This window comes from Shewanella sp. SR44-3 (assembly GCF_014163735.1).
Lineage (GTDB): Bacteria > Pseudomonadota > Gammaproteobacteria > Enterobacterales > Shewanellaceae > Shewanella.
Genome location: NZ_JACJDV010000011.1, coordinates 36,515 through 58,571, shown reverse-complemented (window position 1 = coordinate 58,571; position 22,057 = coordinate 36,515). Strand labels below are relative to the sequence as shown.

Here is a 22,057-nt window from a genome sequence, read left to right as displayed (position 1 = left end):
TCAAGCTGATGACAAAAAAGAGATAAGCATTATGGAAACAGGGCATAAATTAAGAGGGGCAGACGCAGTGATCAAAGTATTGGCTGCCCACGGCGTAACCACGGTATTTGGCTACCCGGGCGGCGCAATTATGCCAATTTATGATGCCCTCTATGGCGGTGGTGTGGAGCACCTCTTGAGTCGTCATGAACAAGGTGCCGCCTTTGCAGCTCTTGGTTATGCCAGAGCCAGCGGTAAAACTGGAGTGTGTTTTGCCACCTCAGGCCCAGGTGCCACCAATCTTGTGACCTCTTTGGCCGATGCCTTGCTTGATTCTGTGCCCATGGTGGCCATCACAGGGCAAGTGTCTACCGCTGTGATTGGCACAGATGCCTTTCAAGAAGTGGACGTGTTAGGCATGTCGCTTTCCTGCACTAAGCACAGTTTTATGGTCACAAAAATTGAAGATTTAATCCCTACCTTGTATCAAGCCTTTGAAATCGCCGCCTCGGGTCGCCCAGGCCCAGTGCTGGTGGATATCCCAAAGGACATCCAAATCGCCGAGCTTGAATATAAAACCCCGTTACTTGCCGTGACGCCTGAGCCCAAAGCTGCACAAGTTGATATCGATGCCGCCCGCGCCTTATTGGCTGCGGCCCAAAAGCCCATCTTGTATGTGGGCGGCGGCGTAGGTATGGCAGGTGCGGTTGAGCCGTTACGCGATTTTATCAAGGCCACTGGCTTGCCATCTGTTGCCACCCTAAAAGGCCTTGGGGCCATCGCCCACGATACCCCAGGCTACCTTGGCATGTTGGGAATGCATGGCACCAAAGCCGCCAATCTTGCGGTGCAAGAATGTGACTTGCTGGTGGTGGTGGGGGCCCGTTTCGATGACAGAGTCACAGGGCGTTTAGCAAGCTTTGCCTGTAATGCCAAGGTGATACATTTAGATATCGATGCCGCTGAGCTTGGCAAGTTGCGTCAAGCCGAGGTCGCCATCGCTGGGGATTTACGTGAAGTGCTGCCAGCGTTATCGCAAACTTTGTGCATTAATCCTTGGCTGCAGAGCGTGTATGAACTTGAGCGTCGCCACCGATGGGACTATCAGTATCCGAGCGGGCAGCACCCAGAGGATCTTATCTATGCCCCAGCTATGCTGCGCCGCTTGGCGAATTTATTACCCGAAAACAGCGTGGTCAGTTGTGATGTAGGCCAGCATCAGATGTGGGTGGCCCAGCACATGTGGTTTCGCCGCCCTGAAGATCATCTCTCTAGTGCAGGCCTTGGCACCATGGGCTTTGGTTTGCCCGCCGCCATCGGTGCGCAAGTGGCACGGCCCAATGCCACTGTGGTTGCCGTGTCTGGGGATGGCTCCTTTATGATGAATGTGCAGGAGCTCACCACGATTAAGCGCCGTAAATTGCCGGTAAAAATACTGCTGATAGATAATCAAAAGCTTGGCATGGTGAAGCAGTGGCAGCAGCTATTCTTTGAAGAAAGGTACAGCGAAACGGATTTATCGGACAACCCAGATTTTGTGCTTATGGCCTCAGCCTTTGATATCCCAGGGCGCAATATTCGCCGCGCCGATGAAGTGGAACAAGGGCTAGAGGATTTACTCAATGCTAAAGGACCTTATTTGCTGCATGTCTCAATCGATGACAGCTTTAATGTCTGGCCACTAGTGCCACCGGGTGCGAGTAATAGCGATATGATGGAACAAATGGAGAAGCAAACATGAAGCATGCACTGGAACTCACCTTACAACCTAGCCCCGAAGTGCTTGAGCGAGTGTTACGTGTTATGCGTCACCGCGGTTTTAGCGTCACTAATATGCAGATGCAAATTAATGAGGATGCCAGCATAGCCTTAGCGGTGGAAGTGGAAACCGAGCGCGCCATTGAGCTATTAAGCAATCAATTAGACAAGCTCTATGATGTTGCCGAGTGCCGCCTAATGCCAGCGCCTTTTGCGCTTAATTCGGCCCTAGTTACACAGGCCTTACCCACACAGTCTTTTGCGGCCAACGCTTAAACACTATTTTTGCTTTATAACACTATTTAAATTAATACATTTTAAAAGGATCTCACCATGCCAAAGTTACGCTCAGCAACCAGCACAGAAGGCCGCAACATGGCAGGCGCTCGTGCCCTATGGCGAGCCACAGGCATGAAAGATAACGACTTTGGCAAGCCCATTATCGCCATTGCCAATTCTTATACTCAGTTTGTCCCAGGCCATGTGCATTTAAAAGACATGGGCGACTTAGTGGCAAGCGCTATCGCAGAAGCGGGCGGTATCTCTAAAGAGTTCAACACCATAGCCGTCGATGATGGCATCGCCATGGGCCATGGCGGCATGCTGTATAGCTTGCCGTCACGTGAGCTGATCGCCGACAGCGTCGAGTACATGGTCAACGCTCACTGCGCCGATGCTTTAGTGTGTATTTCTAACTGCGACAAAATCACCCCAGGGATGTTAATGGCCGCATTAAGGCTAAATATTCCCGTGGTGTTTGTCTCTGGCGGGCCGATGGAAGCGGGTAAAACTAAGCTTTCCGATAAAATCATCAAGCTCGATTTAGTCGATGCCATGGTCGCCGCCGCCGATAGCCGCGTAAGTGAAGAAGACAGCGCCAAGATTGAGCGTAGCGCATGCCCAACTTGTGGTTCTTGCTCTGGCATGTTTACTGCAAACTCCATGAACTGTCTCACAGAGGTCCTAGGCTTATCTTTGCCCGGTAACGGCTCGATGCTCGCCACCCACAGCGATCGCCGCGAACTGTTTTTAGAGGCGGGTCGCAGGGTAATGGCGTTAACTCAACGTTATTATCATGAAAATGATGACACAGCATTGCCGCGCAGTATCGCAAGTTTTAAGGCATTCGAAAATGCCATGGCGCTGGATATCGCCATGGGTGGCTCGTCCAATACCGTGTTGCATTTATTGGCCGCCGCTCAAGAGGCGGAAGTGGATTTCACTATGGCGGATATCGACCGTATGTCTCGCAAAGTGCCCCATCTGTGTAAAGTCGCGCCTTCAACCCCCAAATATCATATGGAAGATGTCCACCGCGCAGGCGGGGTGATGAGTATTCTGGGGGAGCTAGATAGGGCTGGTTTACTGCACACCGATGTGCCCCATGTGGCGGCAAACTTGGGCGAGAATTTATCCCATGTTTTGGCGCGCTATGACTTAGTACAAACCCAAGATGAAAATGTGAAGCGCTTCTTTAGTGCAGGCCCTGCGGGTATTCCCACCACCAAAGCCTTTAGTCAGAGCTGCCGCTGGCCGAGCGTTGATGATGACAGGCAAAATGGCTGTATTCGCAGCCGTGAATTTGCTTTCAGTCAAGAAGGCGGCCTTGCTGTGTTATCGGGCAATCTCGCCCCTAAAGGCTGTATCGTCAAAACCGCTGGTGTGGATGAAGATAACCTCACTTTTGTGGGTCGCGCCCGCGTTTATGAGAGCCAAGATGATGCGGTAGCAGGCATCTTAGGCGGTGAGGTAGTGGCAGGCGATGTAGTGGTTATTCGCTACGAAGGCCCTAAAGGCGGCCCCGGCATGCAAGAAATGCTCTATCCCACCTCTTATTTGAAATCTCGCGGCCTTGGCACGCAATGCGCCTTAATCACAGATGGACGTTTTTCGGGCGGCACTTCGGGCTTATCTATCGGCCATGTGTCACCAGAGGCTGCATCTGGAGGCGCTATCGCGCTTATCGAGCAAGGGGATGAAATTATGATTGATATTCCCGCGCGCACCATAGTGCTCAATGTCAGTGATAGCGAACTTGAAGCGCGCCGTAATGCCATGAACGCCAAAGGCGTACTCGGCTGGAAACCGCTTGACCGCCAGCGGTATGTGTCGTTAGCCTTGAAAGCTTACGCATTACTCGCAACCAGCGCCGACATGGGCGCAGTGCGAGATCGCACTCTGTTGGAGGGCTAGCATGTTGGCATTAGCATCAGAAACCCAGCGGGATTTAGCCCAATATTATTTGCAGAAAATCTTGCTGTCTTCCGTGTACGACATCGTTAAAATCACGCCGCTCACTAGCCTTAATAAGCTGTCGGCGCGTTTAGGCTGTCAGGTATTTTTAAAGCGCGAGGACATGCAGCCAGTGCATTCTTTTAAGCTGCGCGGCGCCTACAATCGCATCGCTGAGCTTTCTTCGGATGAATGTCAGCGCGGTGTGGTGTGCGCCTCTGCGGGGAATCATGCCCAAGGGGTGGCCATGTCGGCGGCAAGTCGCGGCATAGATGCGATTATCGTTATGCCAAGTACCACCCCAGATATTAAAATCGATGCGGTGAAGCGCCTTGGCGGTAATGTGCATCTTTATGGCCAAGGTTTTGATCAGGCTAATGAATATGCTATGCAGCTTGCTAAGACTCAGGGGCGAGTTTATATCGCCCCCTTCGATGATGAAGCGGTAATCGCAGGTCAAGGGACTATTGCCCAAGAGATGCTACAGCAGCAGCGCGACATTGAAAGGGTCTACGTTCCAGTGGGCGGCGGCGGCTTAATCGCTGGCATCGCCGCTTATTACAAGGCCGTTATGCCACAGGTTAAAATCATTGGCGTCGAGCCAGAAGATGCCGCCTGCTTAAAGGCGGCGCTGTTAGTCGGTGAGCCTGTGACTTTACCCCAAGTGGGGTTATTTGCCGATGGCGTTGCGGTAAAGCGCATTGGCGCTGAGCCTTTTCGTCTCGCCAAAGAATACGTCGATGAAGTCATCACCGTAAGTTCAGATGAAATCTGCGCCGCCATCAAGGATATTTTTGAAGATACCCGCGCTATTGCAGAACCTGCTGGCGCGCTAGCATTAGCAGGGCTTAAGAAACACCTTGGCAAAACAGGCAAGGGCGAGAAAGTGGCGGCTATTTTAAGTGGCGCTAATGTGAACTTTCATAGCCTGCGTTATGTGTCTGAGCGCTGCGAACTCGGCGAGCAAAAAGAAGCGATTTTAGCAGTCAAGGTGCCAGAAAAACCCGGCAGTTTTCTGCGATTTTGCGAGCTATTAAATAAGCGGGTGATGACAGAGTTTAATTACCGTTTTAGTGGCCGGGATCAAGCTATGGTGTTTGCGGGTATTCGCTTAAGCAATGGCGCCGAGGAGCTGGCTGAGATTATCAAAACCCTTGAGTCGCAAGGGTTTGAAGTCCAAGACTTATCACAAGATGAAACCGCAAAACTGCACGTGCGCTACATGGTGGGTGGTCGTCCACCCGAGCCTCTGCAAGAGCGCTTATTTAGCTTCGAATTCCCAGAGCACCCCGGCGCCTTGCTTAAGTTTCTAACCACCTTGCAAAGCCAGTGGAACATCAGCTTATTCCACTATCGCAACCATGGCGCCGCGTTTGGACGGGTGTTAGCAGGCTTTGAAGTACCAGCCAGCGATGCCTTACCCTTTGCGCGCTTTTTAACCGAGCTTGGTTTTGTCTATCAAGAAGAAACCCACAGTCCAGCGTACCAGTTATTTTTGAATACGCCGGCGGTGTAAGTTTGTGAGCATGGAGTGAGTGAAAGCTGTAAGGTGGTGAACCTAGCAAGCTAAGGCATAAGGCTGCTAGGTTCATCTCTACTTGCACTCGAAATTCGCTGTGTCAAAAAAGTGTATGCTGAAACTCAATCGTACGGGCTTGCCATGGCTCATTTTTTTCATAAAAAGTCTCGTCGACATGCGCCTTTTTGTTAAATCAAAAGCCATCCCTGAGGGCTCGAACATCCCGTCCATGGGATGGACGGTCGTCTCGCCTTTCTCGTGGTGAAGCGTCATGCCTCACCTATTGAGATTAGGTGTTGTTTGCGTGATCTTAAAAATAACTCAGATACTAATGAGAGGGTATGGGGCTAAATGGCTCGAGTTGTTGTATTGAGTTAGGCAGCAGGGATGCTGCGCCCGAGCCCACAAGGAAATCTTCTTACTTGAGAAGGGACGTCGTCACTCGGGACATTAGCACAATGGCCGAGATCGCCAATTAAGCTTATTTAAAAAACATCTAAATGTCTTAAAGCTTGATGCCAGCTTCTATGAAGTTATGCCACCTCAGCCTTCAAACTTATTCTCGGTGCCAAAACACCCTATTTTGGCGTATAAATAACCACTTGAGTGTGATAGTTTGAAGTAAGAAAGAGTGAATACTCTATTTTTTGTTCGGCCCTACAGCTATATAACTAGATGATAACTAGATCCATAAGGAAAGCTCAGATGATATCAGCCCCTACAGTCAATTCATTTACCCCGCCGCGCCGCATTTTGATGGGGCCCGGTCCTTCTGATGTGTATCCTGAGGTACTGGCAGCCCAAGCTAGGCCGACCATAGGGCATTTAGATCCCCTATTTGTCGGCATGATGGATGAGCTTAAAAGCTTAATTCAATACGCGTTTCAGACTAAGAATGAAATGACGCTGGCAATTTCTGCCCCTGGTAGCGCGGGGATGGAAGCCTGCTTTGTGAATCTGGTTGAGCCGGGCGAGAAAGTGATTGTGTGCCGCAATGGCGTATTTGGCGAGCGTATGCGCCAAAATGTTGAGCGTGTCGGCGCTGTTGCCGTGGTGGTGGATAACGAGTGGGGTGAGCCAGTGTGCCCAAAAGCGGTGGAAGCGGCGCTTAAGGCCAATCCCGATGCTAAGTTTTTAGCTTTTGTTCACGCAGAAACCTCAACCGGGGCGTTATCGGATGCCAAAACCCTATGCCGCTTAGCGCAACAGCATGATTGCCTTAGCATAGTGGATGCAGTGACCTCATTAGGTGGTGTTGAGCTATTAGTGGATGAGTGGGGCATAGATGCCATCTATTCTGGCAGTCAGAAATGTCTTTCCTGTGTTCCCGGTTTATCGCCAGTGTCATTCTCGCCAAAGGCAGTGGAGAAGCTTAAAAATCGCAAAACCCCTGTGCAGAGCTGGTTTTTAGATCAATCCTTAGTGATGGGCTATTGGGGTAATAAAGACAGTGGGCTTAAGCGCAGTTATCACCATACGGCGCCTGTAAATGCGCTGTATGCCTTGCATGAAGCGTTTCGTTTATTGGCTTTAGAAGGTTTAGAGAATGCTTGGGCAAGGCATAAAAAAATGCACCTAATCTTAGCTGCAGGGCTTGAAAAATTAGGGCTTAAGTTCGTGGTAGCAGCCGAGCACAGATTACCTCAGCTTAATGCTGTGTATTTACCTCAAGGCATTGATGATGCTTTAGTGCGCACTCAGTTACTTGAAGAATACAATTTAGAAATTGGCGCAGGCCTTGGGGCGTTAGCGGGTAAAGCCTGGCGCATTGGTTTGATGGGCTTTGGCGCCCGCCGTGAAAACGTGGCGCTTTGCTTAAAGGCGCTGGAAGAGGTGATGAGCTAATCAGTTAATGGCTCAAATCATCAAAATGCTGGGCTGAAGATGGCTTGGGCGGATGGCTTTCTAGCCCCCGCCCAAGACGCTTAAGCCTGTTCGGCTAACTTCTTTTCTAATTCATTAACTTGCGCTTGCAAGGCTTCTAGCTTTTCGCGGTTTTTTAGCAGCACGTGCTGCTGTACTTCAAATTCTTCCCGAGAGACAAAATCTAACTTCATTAATTGATTTTGCAGTATTTGCTTGCTGCGCTCTTCAAATTCGCCGGCAAACTGTTTAAGTCCGCTAGGTAAGTTATCACTGAGCTGCTTGGCAACATCTTCGATTTTCTTTGGGTTAAACATAGTCATTATTCCATAACAATTTTAATTAGTGTAACCGAGCCGGCTCTTGAGAAAAAGCTTCACTCTAATACTCATGTCGATAATAGCGCTTTGGGTAAAAACCTTACGCTATATAAAGCCATTCTGCTATGATCCAGCTCCCACGCGCTTTAAGGATGCACTTTTTCAATGAAACTTAACCCCGCCCAAAACGATGCCGTCCATTATGTCTCTGGTCCTTGCCTAGTGCTGGCTGGTGCCGGCAGTGGCAAGACGCGGGTTATTATCAATAAGATTGCTTATCTGGTAGAAAAATGTGGCTACAAGGCAAGAAACATCGCCGCGGTAACTTTTACCAATAAAGCCGCCCGTGAAATGAAAGAGCGTGTGGCTCAGTCCATGGGGCGCAAAGAAGCGCGCGGTCTGTGGATCTCTACCTTTCATACCTTGGGGCTTGAGATCATTAAACGTGAATACAAGGTATTAGGGTTGAAGGCGGGTTTTTCATTATTTGACGATCAAGACACTTTGGCTTTACTAAAAGATCTCACCGAAGATGAGTTTGACGGCGATAAAGACTTACTCAAAGCCCTCGCCGGTGCCATTTCTAATTGGAAAGGCGATCTGGTTATTCCAGCTCAAGCTCGTAAGCTTGCTAAGGATGAACAGAGCCAGTTATTTAGCTTCTTGTATCAAAAATATGCCCAGCAGATGAAAGCCTATAACGCCTTAGATTTTGATGATTTGATCCTGCTTCCCACCTTGTTACTTAGGCACAATGAAGAGGTGCGCACTCGCTGGCAGACTCGGATTCAATACCTGCTGGTGGACGAATATCAAGATACCAATACCAGCCAATATGAGTTAGTCAAACTCTTAGTGGGCGAGCGTTCACGATTTACTGTGGTAGGGGATGACGATCAGTCCATCTATTCCTGGCGCGGTGCTAAGCCGCAAAACTTGGTACTGCTGGGTAAAGACTTCCCGGCACTTAAATTGATTAAATTAGAGCAAAATTATCGCTCCAGCCAACGTATTCTGCGCGCCGCTAACATCTTAATTGCTAATAATCCTCACGTGTATGACAAAGCTTTATTTAGTGAGCTTGCTTATGGCGAGCCGCTCAGGGTGTTAATTGCCGCCAACGAGGAGCAAGAAGCCGAGCGAGTAGTCGCAGAAATTGTTAGGCACAAATTTGTTGGCCGTACCCAGTTTGGCGATTATGCGATCCTCTATCGTGGTAATCATCAATCACGCTTGCTAGAGCGAGCTATGATGACTAACCGTATTCCCTATAAAATCAGTGGTGGCACCTCATTTTTTGCTCGCGCCGAGATTAAAGACATCATGGCTTACCTTAAGCTTGTGGTGAATCCCGATGACGACAACGCCTTTTTGCGAGTGGTGAATTTACCTAAGCGCGGCATAGGCCCAGCCTCCCTTGAGCGCTTGGGCAGTTTCGCCAATGAAAAGCATATTTCGCTATTTTCGGCGATTTTTGAAGGAGAGCTTAATCATCATTTAGCGCCAGCGGCGACTGCGGCTCTTTATCAATTTGGCCGTTTTATTGTTGAAACCGGCGAGATAGCCACTCGCGGTGAGCCAGTGGATGCCATTAAGCAGCTCATTCGTAAAATCAATTACGAAGATTACCTCTACGAGACCAGTAATAGCGCCAAAGCGGCGGAGATGCGAATGAAGAACATCTCTGAGCTATACCGCTGGGTGACAGAGATGCTGCAAGGGGATGAGCTGGATGAACCTATGACGCTGCCAGAAGTGGTAACCCGTTTGACGCTTCGCGACATGATGGAGCGCAACAGCGAAGACGAGGGCGGCGATCAGGTGCAGCTAATGACCTTACATGCCTCTAAAGGTTTGGAGTATCCCTTTGTGTTTATGGTGGGCACAGAGGAGCGTATCTTGCCTCATCAGGTCAGCATAGATGAAGATAACGTCGACGAAGAGCGCCGTCTTGCCTATGTGGGTATTACTCGTGCTCAGAGAGAACTGTGGTTTACCTTGTGTCGTGAGCGGCGTCAATTCGGTGAAACCATGCGCTGTGAGCCTAGCCGCTTCTTACTTGAGTTACCTCAAGATGACTTGATTTGGGAAAACCGTAAACCAGTACAAACAGAAGAGCAGAGGCAAGAGACAGGCAAGTCACATATCGCCAATTTGCGTGACATGTTTAAGAAGTAGTGTGGCGCCGACAAGTAGAGCCGGAGAAGTGATGGCTCCTAAGGAAGCCGTTCTCATTGTTTAAGAGCACTGATTTAGTCGGCAGCAGCGATTAGGCGCAGTTTTTTTGTACTTTAATGTAGTGAAGGTGTTTTTTTTCGAAGGTCTTACCTTGGCCTTGCTGGTAGCCTAATTGGCTGAGTTGACGTTTTTGCTGCATTGTATCCACCCCTTCAACGAACATATCGACCCCTAATGACGTAGCCGCGAGCTGATAGGCTTTAGTGAGTTGCAATTGCTGCTCATTGACTAAATGCTTACTGATATTGCTATCGAGTTTTAAGGCACTGATAGGCAATAAGCTTAGACTACTCAATGAGCTGTAACCTGTGCCATAACCGTTCATACCTATATTCACTGTCATCTGCGATAAATGCTGGAAGGCGCTGATATGGTTTTCTGTGTCTTGGACGAAGGATTTTTCATGGAAAAACACCCAGATATTACTGAGATCTAGCTGGCTCTTTTTAAGGGTGCGCTTTAAATTCCTTAGGCCATGTTTATGTTTAATATGCTGGCTTGAAACCGATAGATGAATGCAAATTTTACTGCTAAATTGCTCGGTCAGCGCAGCATAATGATGGTTGAGATGATCGAAAATATAGGCATCGAAATGAATGATTAGCTGGCATTGTTCGGCCAATAATTTAAGTTGATTATGAGTTTTAAGACTGCCATCAGGATGTTTCCAAGTTGCTTGTGGCTCTAAGGCGATGATAGATAAATCATTGAAGTTCATCACAGGCGCATAACTGATGGTGATTTCTTGCTGTAATAGAGCGCGTTTAAAGGCTTTTTTCATCTCGGCGGCTTGTTTTGCACGCTTGTCGATTTGGCTATCAAAAATAACATAGCAGCCTTTGCCTTTCGATTTGGCTTGATACATGGCGGCATCAGCGTCTTTAAGCAAAGATTCACTGGTTTCGTCTTTATGGCTGCCACTGAATGCAATGCCGATACTGGCGCCGGAAATAAAGTCTTGTTTGCCTAACTTATAGGGTTGGGATACCTGATGCAAAATACGATCACCGACATCCAATGCATCTTGGGTGCCTTGGATGGTATCGAGCAAGATAACAAACTCATCACCACCTAAGCGGGCTAAAGTGTCATTTTCGCGTATACAGGATTTTAAGCGCCGCGCAGTCTCGATTAAAAATTTATCACCTTCGAGATGGCCGAAGGTGTCATTAATTTGCTTAAACCTATCTAAGTCGATAAACAATAAAGCAAACTGATCTTGGCTGTGACGGCGACAATGCTTAATCGCTTGGGCTAACCGCTCCATGCAGAAACTACGATTAGGTAGGCCCGTTAAGCCATCATGTTTGGCATCGTGTAGCAATTGGGCTTCAATTTTACGCCGCTGCATAATTTCTTGTTGTAGATTGTCATTCAATTCCGCCAATGCTTGGGTTCGCTGAATAACCTTGTCTTCTAGTTCATCGTGACTGCGCTTTAAAACCTCAACAGCCATTTTTCGCTCAATGGCGTTGGCTATGTGTAAAGAGACAAAGTTGAGTAGCTCAAGATCTTTAGGTTGATAGTTCTGATCTTGGCTGATGCTATAAATGGTTAAGGCACCGGCAATACTGCCGTGGATAAATAATGGAATACCAATCCACTGATGCATAGCATGAGTTTGATTTAGGCTTGGGGCGATGGCATAGATTTCATCTTGATCTATTAAGGTTTGAATGTCTTTTTGGCTTAAGAGCTTAGGCTGCTTGGTCGCTAAAATATATTCGGTTAAGCCATCCTGCATTGGTCTTGATGCAGGATAAGTTAAATTCATCTGAGATACATAAAACGGAAATGATAGTGAAGCATCTTCTTTATTTATCAAAGCTATAAAACAGTTTTGCGCCGGAATCAGTTGGCTAATTACTTGATGTAGCTGCACATAAAAGCTATTTTGGTCAGCATTAGAGGCGGTTAAGTCAGCAATTTCAAATAAAGCTTTTTGCAAGCGCTCAGCTCTAACGCGCTCTTTAATTTCTTGTTTTACTGTCTCATAAGCATGACTGAGTTCTTTGGTGCGCTGGGTGATGGCTTGTTCAAGTTGTTCATTATGCTTTAAGCGCTCCATCACTCCTGAAATATGGTGGCAAATAAAGCCCATTAATTCGAGCTCAAGCTCGCCATAGGTGATGTCTGGATGATAGCTTTGTACGACTAATACGCCGATACTGATATTATTTCGTTTAATAGGCACGCCGAGCCACTGGTGAGAGGGGGAACCCAGATCATCAATAGCTCCAGTGGCAATCAGTTGATCAAATTGAGCTGTATCGCAAAGTAGCGGAACCCCAGTCTTAAGTACGTAGCCTGTAATCCCGCGTTCAATGATGGATGAAATCTCTTCATCAGGGTAAAGTTCACTGGGATGAGGGTCTTTTTCGTCGGCAAAAAAAGGCAAACTAATGAGGCCTGTGTTGGCATCTCGACTGGCAATAAAGAAGTTATCTGCTGGGATAAGTTTTTTAAGGTGCAGATGCACACCTTGATAAAATAAATCTAAGGATGCGGCTTTGGTGGCAATATTGGAAATTTCCAATAACGCATTTTGAATGATCTCGGCCCGCTTATATTTCCTCGCCAAGCGCTTTAGTCGAATGACTCTTTTTTGCAAGTGCTCGATATCAGATGATATAAAGGAGGGAGCGATATCCATATTCTTAATTCCCACTTAGCCTTAACGTTCTAATGTAGTTTTATCCCAGATCATATTTTTAACATACTTCCTACCTTGTTCCAATAGGGTAAAGGCTTCTTTTTGTATGAAAAATAGCAATATCAGTCAAAACTTAAGCAAACAGTAAAAAAAAGATAAAACAAGTGTAGACGTGAGGCCGTTTTAACCCTAGTATATGCGGCGCTAACCAAGGCGGGCGCCCATAGCTCAGCTGGATAGAGCGCACCCCTCCGGAGGGTGAGGCCGAAGGTTCGAATCCTTCTGGGCGCACCATTCTGTTGAATGCATGTCTAGAAGTTAGTAGAAGTTAGCAAGTATCTTAAGTGATACAGTTTGAAAGCAGTGGTGATTGTAGCTCAGTTGGTAGAGTCCCGGATTGTGATTCCGGTTGTCGTGGGTTCGAGCCCCATCAGTCACCCCATTCAAACTTACAGAATTTGTTTTACAAGATTTTCGGTGATTAGCGCGATTTTATAGCGTATCACGGCCCTTTGAAAGGGTGGAGCAGAGGGTTACCCTCAGCAAGCTTAGATAATTGAACAGATTTTCGGTGATTAGCGCAGCCCGGTAGCGCATCTGCTTTGGGAGCAGAGGGTCAGAGGTTCGAATCCTCTATCACCGACCACATTTTTGGTTTCGATTTTAGTCGAAACCTTTTTTCTTAAAAAAGAAAGATTTTCGGTGATTAGCGCAGCCCGGTAGCGCATCTGCTTTGGGAGCAGAGGGTCAGAGGTTCGAATCCTCTATCACCGACCAAACATAAAAAGCCACTCATCAGAGTGGCTTTTTTACATTTTAGCTTCAGTAAAATAAGGTAGAGGATCAGAGGTTCGAATCCTAGCTCTTTACGCAAGCAGCCGACCAAACATAAAAAGCCACTCATCAGAGTGGCTTTTTTACATTTAAGCTTCAGTAAAATAAGGCAGAGGATCAGAGGTTCGAATCCTAGCTCTTTACCCAAGCAGCCGACCAAACATAAACGTCACTGACCAGAGTGGCTTTTTTACATTTTAGCTTCAGTAAAATAAGGCAGAGGATCAGAGGTTCGAATCCTAGCTCTTTACCCAAGCAGCCGACTAAACATAAACGTCACTCACTAGGGGGGGCTTGGATTCAGTTTGCTGATGGTACTAGCCGAGTTCTTGGTATATTTTTTCTAAGATAGGCAGGTTGGCTTCGGGAAACTCATAATCTTTTAGTTGTGCTTGGTCGACCCAGACTATCTGCTGGCCTTCAACGCCAATCGCTTCGCCACTAAAATCTTGGACTAAATGTATATCGAGTAAGACTTGTTTATCTGGGTAATCATGGCTGATGGTCATAAATGCTGCGCTTGCTGTGACTGATAAGCCTACTTCTTCTTTCAATTCGCGGATCAAGGCTTGGGTGACGGTTTCATCAGCTTCGACTTTACCACCAGGGAACTCCCATTTTCCACCTTGATGTAGGTGACCATGCCGCTTAGCGAGCAATATTTGCTGCTGCGGGTTAATAATGATGCCTACGGCAACATGAATTCGCTTCATAATTTGAATTATTCCTTAAAAAAGTCTTCTTCCTCGAAGCCCGCATCGTCCAGTGAGTCTGGATCTAGAAGCCCTGCTTCAAATGGAGATTTAACCGGGATCACGTGCTTTTCTGAGGCCCAATCACCTAAGTCGATAAGTTTGCAGCGGTCACTGCAAAAAGGTTTGAATTTAGCATCGTCAGTCCATTGGACCGATGTTTGGCAGATGGGGCAGTTGACAACTAATGACATAAGATTAGGTTTCTTTGATAAGCAAGTTAAGGGTATTTTAATGGTTGGAGCTACAGGTAGCCAGCATGAATTGGATACTTTTATCTGAATGCTTTTGTTGTTCAAAATCAACAAAATGGATAGCGAAACGATTTCGGTGGCCACTAATAGTTGGGTAGCACTGGCTATCAGTAGGGAGTTTAACCCTGACGAAGGATAGAATTTGATTGCAGTCTTGCTGGTAGAAGCCTGCCTGAGCCGTAGCAGGGACAAACTCGGCGGTGCTGCGGCTAAGTTCTAGTAATAAGCAAACTGGCTCTAATAGAGCATGAAAATGAGCTAACCAGGTGCTTAAATCTTGTTGCCTATTAACCCAAGGCTTAGCTAGCCAACAATGGAGCTGAGGTAAATCAAAGTTACAACAAGCTCCGAGCATGGCAAACTTTTGCTTAAGGGCACAAATAAACTTATCTTGCTTAAGCGCAATCCCGATACGTTCAGGCTGTTGCAGTGGCTCCTTGGCTTGATTCAGCCTAGCTTTCAATGCATTAATTTGTTGGGTGTCGGCTTGGGGTAATTCTTGCCATTTATTTAACACCATAATCTGTTTATCTAAATCTTTGAGTATTTCAGACTTAAAATCGCATCTATCTGTCATTTCACATAGTGCGAATAGCGGATAGAAGCCGTGATGCTGCTGATCTGAATGAATGCAATGGGCTAATTGTTGAGCAAGGTACTCTAAACGCAGATAACTGCGTACTTTTTCATTTAAGGGGTGCTCAAAAATCAGCGATTCCATTGTGGTACTTAAAACTCCATTTTAATTGAACGTGCTTGGGTTAAATATTCCTGATGTAACCCGAGTACTGATTGGTATAAGCTGTTTAAGTCGCCAGTATTCTCAATAACCTTATTGGCTTTAGCAAGCCGCTGTTCACGACTCATTTGGCTGGCGATAATTTTTTGAACTTGCGTGGCCTCGACATTATCTCGGTGTACGGTTCGAGATATTTGTAGCGGTGGTGAAATATCCACCACTAAACAGGTGTTGACTAAACTATCTAACTCATTTTCAAATAGCAAGGGCGCAACCAGAATGACATAGTCAGATTGTGCTTGTTCAATTTGAGAAAGCATGAGCTGACGAATCATGGGGTGGAGCAAGTTATTGAGCCATTCTCTTTGTTCGGGATGGTCGAATATCTCTTGTCTAAGTGCGGCCCTGTTAAGTTCGCCGTTGGGTTGTAACATTCGCTCGCCAAAATGTTTGGTTATGGCCTTGATGCCATCACTCTCTGCAGCAACAACAGTGCGGGCGGCAATATCGGCATCGACTATGGCGATTCCTAGTGCTTTAAACATGTCTGAGACAGTGGTTTTGCCACTGCCTATGCCGCCAGTGAGGCCAACGATGAATTTTTTGTTCATTACAGTAAAGTGCCTAAATACCAATTGATAATGTCATGACCGCAAATCAAGGCTATCCAACCTGCCATTGCGATATAAGGACCAAAGGGAATTGGGTTACCTTGATTGAGTTTTTTGCTCACAATAAGCCCAATCCCGACAATGGCGCCGACCAATGAAGATAGCAATATTATCAAGGGCAGCATCTGCCAACCAAGCCAGGCTCCAAATACTGCGAGTAGCTTGAAATCACCGTAGCCCATGCCTTCCTTACCTGTGGCTAGCTTAAATAGCCAAAACACCGACCATAGGCTCATATAGCCGGCTATCGCACCTATGATGGCATCTGTTGGGCTGGTGAATAGTCCCTGTAAATTAACCAGTATACCTAACCAGAGTAGTGGCATAGTAAGCTGATCGGGCAATAGCATTTCATCGAGATCTATTCCTGTGAGCGCTATCAACACGAATGTTAGTAAGGATGCAAATAGGAACTGACTTGAAGGGCCGAAATGCCAAGCTAAGGTGGCGATCATAATGCCAGTGACTAGTTCAATGATAGGGTAGCGGGCGGATATGCTTTCGTTGCAGTTAGCGCATTTTCCCTTAAGTAAGCACCAGCCCAAAATAGGTAGATTATGCCAAGGCTTGATAGCTGCATTACATTTAGGGCAGCAAGAGTTAGGTATGACTAAGTTGTAGCGTGTTGGAAAGTTATCTATAGGTTTTTCTAAACGCTTTATACCCACATCTTTAACTATGTCTTGATGGTACTCTTGCAGGTATTGATTGCATTCTGCTTGCCATTCCCGCTTCATCATTACCGGCATACGGTGAATGACCACATTGAGAAAACTGCCAATAGTGGCCGCGAAGATAAAGCTGATACTAATAAACATTATTGGATACTGGCCCATAAGGGCAATAAATTCACTCATTGATGATTAGTCTTTTTTGTTGTTATAAAATAATTATATTGGTTAATCAGGGTTAGCTGACAATTTTACCCATCTGGAAAATAGGTAAGTACATGGCGACAATAAGTCCACCTACTAGGGTGCCGATCACCACCATCATTACTGGTTCTATCAGGCTAGAAAGCCCATCTACAGCATCGTCTACTTGCATTTCGTAGATATTAGCAACCTTATTGAGCATGTTGTCTAATGAGCCTGACTCTTCACCTATCATCACCATTTGGATCAACATATCTGGGAAAAGGTTAGTAGTACGCATGGCGACATTCATTTGCATGCCAGAAGTCACCTCTTGCTTAACTTTAAGCAAGGCTTTGCGATAAACGGCGTTTCCAGAAGCACCAGCTGCAGATTCTAGACCATCGATCAAGGGGACACCAGCCGCAAAGGTGGTGGCTAACGTGCGGGCAAAGCGCGCCATGGCACCTTTATGTAAAATATCCCCTATGGCTGGGACTTTAAGCACCAGCTCATCTACGCTATCACGCACTCTCTGCGAGTTTCTGTGAGCCCTTACAAATAGGAAAATCGCTAAACCTATGGCAGCGAAGATAACATGCCAAGAGGCCTGTAAAGCGCGGGATATACCCAGAACTAATTGAGTGAAAGCCGGAAGCTCTGCACCAAAACCTGCAAAAATATCTTCAAATTGTGGCACCACAAAGAGAAGTAATAACACTGTCACTAATACTGCAACCACAACCACAGCGGCTGGATAAAACATGGCTTTTTTAATTTTAGATTTTAATGCCTCGGCTTTTTCTTTATAAATAGCAATGCGATCGAATACTAGATCTAACGCTCCAGAATGCTCACCAGCAGCGACTAAATCTACATAAAGATCATCAAAATAGCGCCTGTGGGGCCTTAAGGCGTTCGATAGTGGGATCCCCGATTGCACATCGTTAATTATCACTCCCAATAATTCACGCATTTTAGGTTTTTCATGGCCACGACCTAGAAGCTCTAGAGTGGTAACAAGTGGCACGCCAGCTGCCAACATGGTGGCCACTTGCCTTGTCATCATGGTGATGTCCATGGCATTAATTGTGGGCTCAAATAATTTAAATAAGGGTTCAGATTTTTTACTAACGCGCTTAGGTGTAACACCTTGGGATTTTAATACGCTTTTTATTTCACTGATACTAGTGCCGCGAAGTTCCCCTGCCGTTTTTTGACCATCACGATTGAGCCCCTTCCACTGGAAAGTAAATACCTTAGGGTGATGCTTCTGTGAGTTTTTCTTGTTTGCAGGCTTTTTTCTTATACTGGCAGTCGCCATAAAGCCGCTCCTTGAAGTAAATATAACGAGAAAAGTGGTTAAGTTAAGATAGCATTAAAATTAACGGCCTGAAGATGTTGCGCTGGATAATTTATCTTAGCTAAGCGCTAAGAACTAACTATGATGCTCAATAAATATGCTTAAAAAATGATGAATTGAATAGAGTGTCGATCAGCGGGCAAGCCTGCAGGCCTAATAATAAAGGTCATTAATCTAGGAGCTGGTGATGCGATTAATCTCTGCGATACTGCTTAAGCCTTGAATGACCTTTAATAGCCCAGATTGGCGTAAATCACGCATGCCTTGCTCTTTAGCTTGACGGGCTATTTGTAATGAATTGCCACCTTCCATAATAGTGCGAGCTATTTCATCAGACATCTTCATCACTTCGTATACACCTAAGCGGCCTTTATAGCCGCCGGAGCAAAACTCACAGCCAACGGGCTTAAATACGGTGAAACCTTTATCTATATCTGCTTGTTGAAACCCTAAGCGTTGCAGCTCGGCGGTTGGAACTTCTTCAGCTTGTTTGCATTCTGGACACAAACGCCTCGCGAGACGCTGGGCAATAATTAAGTTAACTGAACTGGCGATATTATAACCAGGCACGCCCATGTTAATTAAACGGGTTAGGGTCTCTGCTGCTGAGTTAGTATGCAAGGTCGATAGCACTAAGTGACCGGTTTGCGCCGCTTTAATGGCGATTTCTGCAGTTTCTAGGTCACGTATTTCACCCACCATGACGACATCAGGATCTTGACGTAAAAAAGAGCGCAGTGCTGAAGCGAAGGTCAGGCCAGCTTTTAAATTAATGTGGACCTGGTTAACTCCTTCAAGGTTAATTTCAACCGGGTCTTCCGCGGTAGAAATATTGCGCTCTTCGGTATTGAGAATATTAAGACCTGTGTACAAGGAGACGGTTTTACCTGAGCCCGTAGGGCCTGTGACTAAAATCATTCCCTGAGGTTTGGCGAGCATTTCTTCGTAAAGCTCACGTTGATCGGCCTCATAACCTAGCTTTTCGATACCTAACTGCGCCGATGAAGAGTCCAAAATGCGCATTACAATTTTCTCACCCCAAATAGTGGGTAAGGTGCTAACACGGAAATCAATAGATTTAGTGCGGGATAGCTTCATTTTAATCCGGCCATCTTGTGGTACGCGCCGCTCGGCAATATCAAGTTTTGACATCACCTTTAAGCGGGCTGAGATACGCCCCGAAAGCGCAACCGGTGGCTCGGACACTTCATGGAGTATGCCATCAATGCGAAAACGAATGCGGTAGCGCTTCTCGTAGGGCTCAAAATGGAGATCGGAAGCGCCTTTGCGGATAGCATCGGTAAGGATTTTATTAATATAAATCACAATTGGTGCATCATCACTGCTTTCACCGCCTTGTTCTTCATGGCGGTTATCGGTATCTGTGATTTCTATACCAGCAAGTGCGGCTTCATCCATGCCGCCTAAATCTAGCCCAGTAATGTCATCTTCAGCGATTTTCTCAAGGGCTTTAGCCAGCTTATCTTCTTCCACCAGAATAGCTTCGGCGTGCAGGCCTAGGCTAAATTGAAAGTCTTCTAATGCGGTGATGTTGGTGGGGTCAGATGTAGCAATATAGAGGCGATTACCGCGCTTAAATAGCGGCAGACATTGATGTTTAGCAATGAGTTTTTTATTTAATAAGTCATCTGCTATGGCGGCCACATCGAATTCGGCTAAATCTAACAGCGGAGTGGCGTACTCTTCATGGCACAGCTCGGCAATTTCACGGGCGGATAAGTGCTTGCCGTTAATTAGGGTTGCTACTAGAGAGTGTTTGTTCTTGCGAGATTCGGCAATAGCAGAAGTCATGATTTCTTCGCTAAGGAGACCCTTGCGAATAAATAAAGTGGAGAGGCCGAGATGAAGCGCGGTTGAGGGCATCAAAGATTCCCATTTAAATGAACTAGTTCGGTAAAAAATTTCGCAAAAAGTAAAAAGCTTGAACAACTAGTTCAAGCTTTCCAATTATATTGACTAAGATACTACAGCCCTGCACCTTCTTTACAAAGTGCTGCTGTAGAACCAGTGGCTGAAGCCGCTAGACCTGAAGTGTAAGTTACTATACCTGTACCCGCAATGTCAGCTTCAACATAACAAGTGCCATCACTAAATGACACTTTTGCACCAGTGCCTTGCGACATATCTGCAGTTTTAGCAATGCCTTTAGTCGCATTAGTGCCAGTTGGTATCTCACCATTTATGGATGCACAAGCTATGCCTGATTGTACGCATGTAACAGCTTTAGTTGTAAAAGCTGAGACGCCTTTCATTGCTGCGCCGCCGTGAGCAGAACCAACATAATCTTTATAAGCTGGTAATGCGATTGCTGCCAAGATGCCGATGATCGCAACAACGATCATCAATTCGATTAGAGTGAAGCCTTTTGCGTTTTTCATTTGCTTAATAGATTTCATCTTGCTATCTCCATCGAGTCTGCCTGGCAGCCCTATCCTTACACTTATCATTACATCCTGTATTCTGCCTGCAGTCTCAAATTTAAAAGTTACATAATGGCCACGTTAACGTGGTGGTTTAGATTCAGTTGTCTATCACGTTAGTGAGGTAAACTGGCTTCTTTCGTTTGTCGTTTCGGCAAAGCTGTGATGAAACAATGGCATTTAACTTCACTATTCATTGTCATGAATTAGTGCTACTTACTGCTAATTGTCGCCTTATTTCTTTATGTACAGTTTGGCCGAAAGGCCATCTCGCCTGCGATAAAAGTTAGTATAAAGTTTCCGAAATTGAAATAGCAGCAAGGTATTAAATGTAAAAAACATTTAAACATTGTGAGTTACTATCTTTTTATAGCAACAAGTTATAACAATTTTTTGACTTTAAAGTAGGCCTTGATGTTTATTTGGCTTTTGACGGTTAATGCCTGAATATTGACGCTAGTCAAAAGCCAGTTTGGTGTGGTTACTTTCCTATAAGAAGCTTAATTTTTGCTCACTTTCATCAATGATGGAGCACTCGGATGCTATTGTTTTAATCGTAGCGATAAATCCAATGCTTTAACATGTTTGGTTAGCGCGCCAACGGAGATGAAATCAACCCCTGTTTTTGCAAAGTCAGCTAAGGTGTCTAAGGTGACATTGCCAGACACTTCTAGCTTGGCACCGGCGCCGTTGTCTTTATAAGCATTATTGATTGCCACAGCTTCAAACATCATGGTGATATCAAAATTATCTAGCATTATGATGTCACAATTGCCATCAAGGGCTGCTTTTAGCTCATCGATGGATTCGACTTCAACCTCTACCGGTTTATCATTATGTAGTTTTCGCGCCGCTTGAATTGCTTCTGCAATACCGCCACAGGCCATAATGTGGTTTTCTTTAATCAGAAACGCATCAAATAATCCAATGCGATGATTTTTACCACCACCACAAGTCACGGCGTATTTTTGCGCGGTACGCAGTCCAGGGATCGTTTTACGGGTATCGAGCAGTCGAGTGTGAGTGCCTGCAAGCTTATCCACATAATGTTTGGTTAAGGTGGCGACTCCTGAGAGCGTCTGAATAAAGTTCATTGCAGTGCGCTCGCCGGTTAAAATAACCCGTGCAGGGCCTGCAAGTTCACACAGTACTTGGTTGGCGACAACTAAATCGCCGTCATCCACATGCCAATGCAATACGACTTGACCGCCGAGTTGATTAAATACTTGCTCAGCCCATGCTTTACCACAGAAAACACCGTCTTCACGGGTGATAAGTGAGCCTTGAACGTGTTTGTCCACTGGGATTAGCATGGCAGTAATATCAGCATTGAGCATGGCGGCGACACTTTGATGTTCTGTATGGCCTAAGTCTTCATTGAGGGCGGTTTTTACTGCGTGGCGAATGTCATTTTCTAGCATAAAAATTCCTTGCTACAGGCTGAGTCTGACAACCTTTGTTTGCCATTTAGGCAGACATAGGTGATGACAGATGTTGAAGTCATGGGGGATTCTATTTAATGTCCAATAGATTAACATACTTGTATTTGGGGCTAAGTAGTTTTTTGTCAGTAAGATAGCTGTTAAA

17 protein-coding genes and 4 tRNA genes are annotated in these 22,057 nt (G+C 46.1%); 10 read left to right on the top strand and 11 right to left on the bottom strand.

Features of this window, described 5'->3' with window-relative positions:
• Positions 1 to 31: 31 nt before the first annotated feature.
• From ilvG to H5073_RS08275, 5 genes are all read left to right on the top strand, one after another.
• Positions 32 to 1,720, top strand: coding sequence for an acetolactate synthase 2 catalytic subunit (gene ilvG, locus H5073_RS08295; protein ID WP_182678796.1), 1,689 nt, complete (start codon positions 32 to 34; stop codon positions 1,718 to 1,720).
• On the top strand, positions 1,717 to 2,013 hold the full coding sequence (gene ilvM, locus H5073_RS08290) for an acetolactate synthase 2 small subunit (RefSeq protein WP_182678794.1): 297 nt from the start codon (positions 1,717 to 1,719) through the stop codon (positions 2,011 to 2,013). Before ilvG ends, ilvM begins: the two co-directional genes overlap by 4 nt.
• A gap of 57 nt (positions 2,014 to 2,070) precedes the next feature.
• Positions 2,071 to 3,930 (top strand): dihydroxy-acid dehydratase, encoded by a 1,860-nt coding sequence (gene ilvD, locus H5073_RS08285; RefSeq protein WP_182678792.1) that lies wholly within the window; start codon positions 2,071 to 2,073, stop codon positions 3,928 to 3,930.
• Between the two features lies 1 nt (position 3,931).
• A complete protein-coding gene (gene ilvA / locus H5073_RS08280; RefSeq protein ID WP_182678791.1) occupies positions 3,932 to 5,485 on the top strand; it encodes a threonine ammonia-lyase, biosynthetic in 1,554 nt (517 codons plus the stop codon).
• Between the two features lie 708 nt (positions 5,486 to 6,193).
• Entirely contained in the window at positions 6,194 to 7,333 is a 1,140-nt protein-coding gene (locus H5073_RS08275; protein WP_182678789.1) for an alanine--glyoxylate aminotransferase family protein, read from the top strand.
• 80 nt (positions 7,334 to 7,413) lie between these two features.
• On the opposite strand, the gene H5073_RS08270 is transcribed toward H5073_RS08275, so the two are convergent.
• Positions 7,414 to 7,668, bottom strand: a complete 255-nt coding sequence (locus H5073_RS08270) for a ubiquinone biosynthesis accessory factor UbiK (RefSeq protein ID WP_182678787.1) — start codon at positions 7,666 to 7,668, stop codon at positions 7,414 to 7,416.
• 168 nt (positions 7,669 to 7,836) lie between these two features.
• Here H5073_RS08270 and rep point away from each other — a divergent pair, with 168 nt between their 5' ends.
• A complete protein-coding gene (rep, locus tag H5073_RS08265; protein ID WP_182678784.1) occupies positions 7,837 to 9,849 on the top strand; it encodes a DNA helicase Rep in 2,013 nt (670 codons plus the stop codon).
• Positions 9,850 to 9,940: 91 nt separating this feature from the next.
• On the opposite strand, the gene H5073_RS08260 is transcribed toward rep, so the two are convergent.
• Positions 9,941 to 12,562, bottom strand: a complete 2,622-nt coding sequence (locus tag H5073_RS08260; RefSeq protein ID WP_182678782.1) for a diguanylate cyclase domain-containing protein — start codon at positions 12,560 to 12,562, stop codon at positions 9,941 to 9,943.
• Positions 12,563 to 12,779: 217 nt separating this feature from the next.
• On the opposite strand from H5073_RS08260, the gene H5073_RS08255 reads away from it, so the two are divergent.
• The 4 genes from H5073_RS08255 to H5073_RS08240 all read left to right on the top strand — a co-directional run bounded on the left by H5073_RS08255 (position 12,780) and on the right by H5073_RS08240 (position 13,339).
• Positions 12,780 to 12,856: transfer RNA gene (locus H5073_RS08255), tRNA-Arg, on the top strand.
• A 72-nt stretch (positions 12,857 to 12,928) separates the two neighbouring features.
• Positions 12,929 to 13,004, top strand: a tRNA-His gene (locus H5073_RS08250).
• 127 nt (positions 13,005 to 13,131) lie between these two features.
• Positions 13,132 to 13,208, top strand: a tRNA-Pro gene (locus tag H5073_RS08245).
• A 54-nt stretch (positions 13,209 to 13,262) separates the two neighbouring features.
• Positions 13,263 to 13,339: transfer RNA gene (locus H5073_RS08240), tRNA-Pro, on the top strand.
• 374 nt (positions 13,340 to 13,713) lie between these two features.
• On the opposite strand, the gene mutT is transcribed toward H5073_RS08240, so the two are convergent.
• From mutT to nadC, 9 genes are all read right to left on the bottom strand, one after another.
• Positions 13,714 to 14,112: an 8-oxo-dGTP diphosphatase MutT gene (mutT, locus tag H5073_RS08235; protein ID WP_182678872.1), complete on the bottom strand. Its 399-nt coding sequence runs from the start codon at positions 14,110 to 14,112 to the stop codon at positions 13,714 to 13,716.
• Positions 14,113 to 14,117: 5 nt separating this feature from the next.
• Entirely contained in the window at positions 14,118 to 14,342 is a 225-nt protein-coding gene (yacG, locus tag H5073_RS08230) for a DNA gyrase inhibitor YacG (protein ID WP_182678780.1), read from the bottom strand.
• Between the two features lie 37 nt (positions 14,343 to 14,379).
• On the bottom strand, positions 14,380 to 15,123 hold the full coding sequence (zapD, locus tag H5073_RS08225) for a cell division protein ZapD (RefSeq protein ID WP_182678778.1): 744 nt from the start codon (positions 15,121 to 15,123) through the stop codon (positions 14,380 to 14,382).
• A gap of 8 nt (positions 15,124 to 15,131) precedes the next feature.
• Positions 15,132 to 15,752, bottom strand: coding sequence for a dephospho-CoA kinase (gene coaE / locus H5073_RS08220; RefSeq protein WP_182678776.1), 621 nt, complete (start codon positions 15,750 to 15,752; stop codon positions 15,132 to 15,134).
• Positions 15,752 to 16,669, bottom strand: coding sequence for an A24 family peptidase (locus tag H5073_RS08215; RefSeq protein ID WP_182678774.1), 918 nt, complete (start codon positions 16,667 to 16,669; stop codon positions 15,752 to 15,754). Before H5073_RS08215 ends, coaE begins: the two co-directional genes overlap by 1 nt.
• 52 nt (positions 16,670 to 16,721) lie before the next feature.
• On the bottom strand, positions 16,722 to 17,990 hold the full coding sequence (locus H5073_RS08210; RefSeq protein WP_182678772.1) for a type II secretion system F family protein: 1,269 nt from the start codon (positions 17,988 to 17,990) through the stop codon (positions 16,722 to 16,724).
• Between the two features lie 213 nt (positions 17,991 to 18,203).
• On the bottom strand, positions 18,204 to 19,913 hold the full coding sequence (gene pilB, locus H5073_RS08205) for a type IV-A pilus assembly ATPase PilB (protein WP_182678770.1): 1,710 nt from the start codon (positions 19,911 to 19,913) through the stop codon (positions 18,204 to 18,206).
• 101 nt (positions 19,914 to 20,014) lie between these two features.
• Entirely contained in the window at positions 20,015 to 20,446 is a 432-nt protein-coding gene (locus H5073_RS08200) for a prepilin-type N-terminal cleavage/methylation domain-containing protein (protein ID WP_310734235.1), read from the bottom strand.
• Positions 20,447 to 21,012: 566 nt separating this feature from the next.
• Positions 21,013 to 21,891 (bottom strand): carboxylating nicotinate-nucleotide diphosphorylase, encoded by an 879-nt coding sequence (gene nadC, locus H5073_RS08195; RefSeq protein ID WP_182678769.1) that lies wholly within the window; start codon positions 21,889 to 21,891, stop codon positions 21,013 to 21,015.
• Positions 21,892 to 22,057 lie beyond the last annotated feature (166 nt).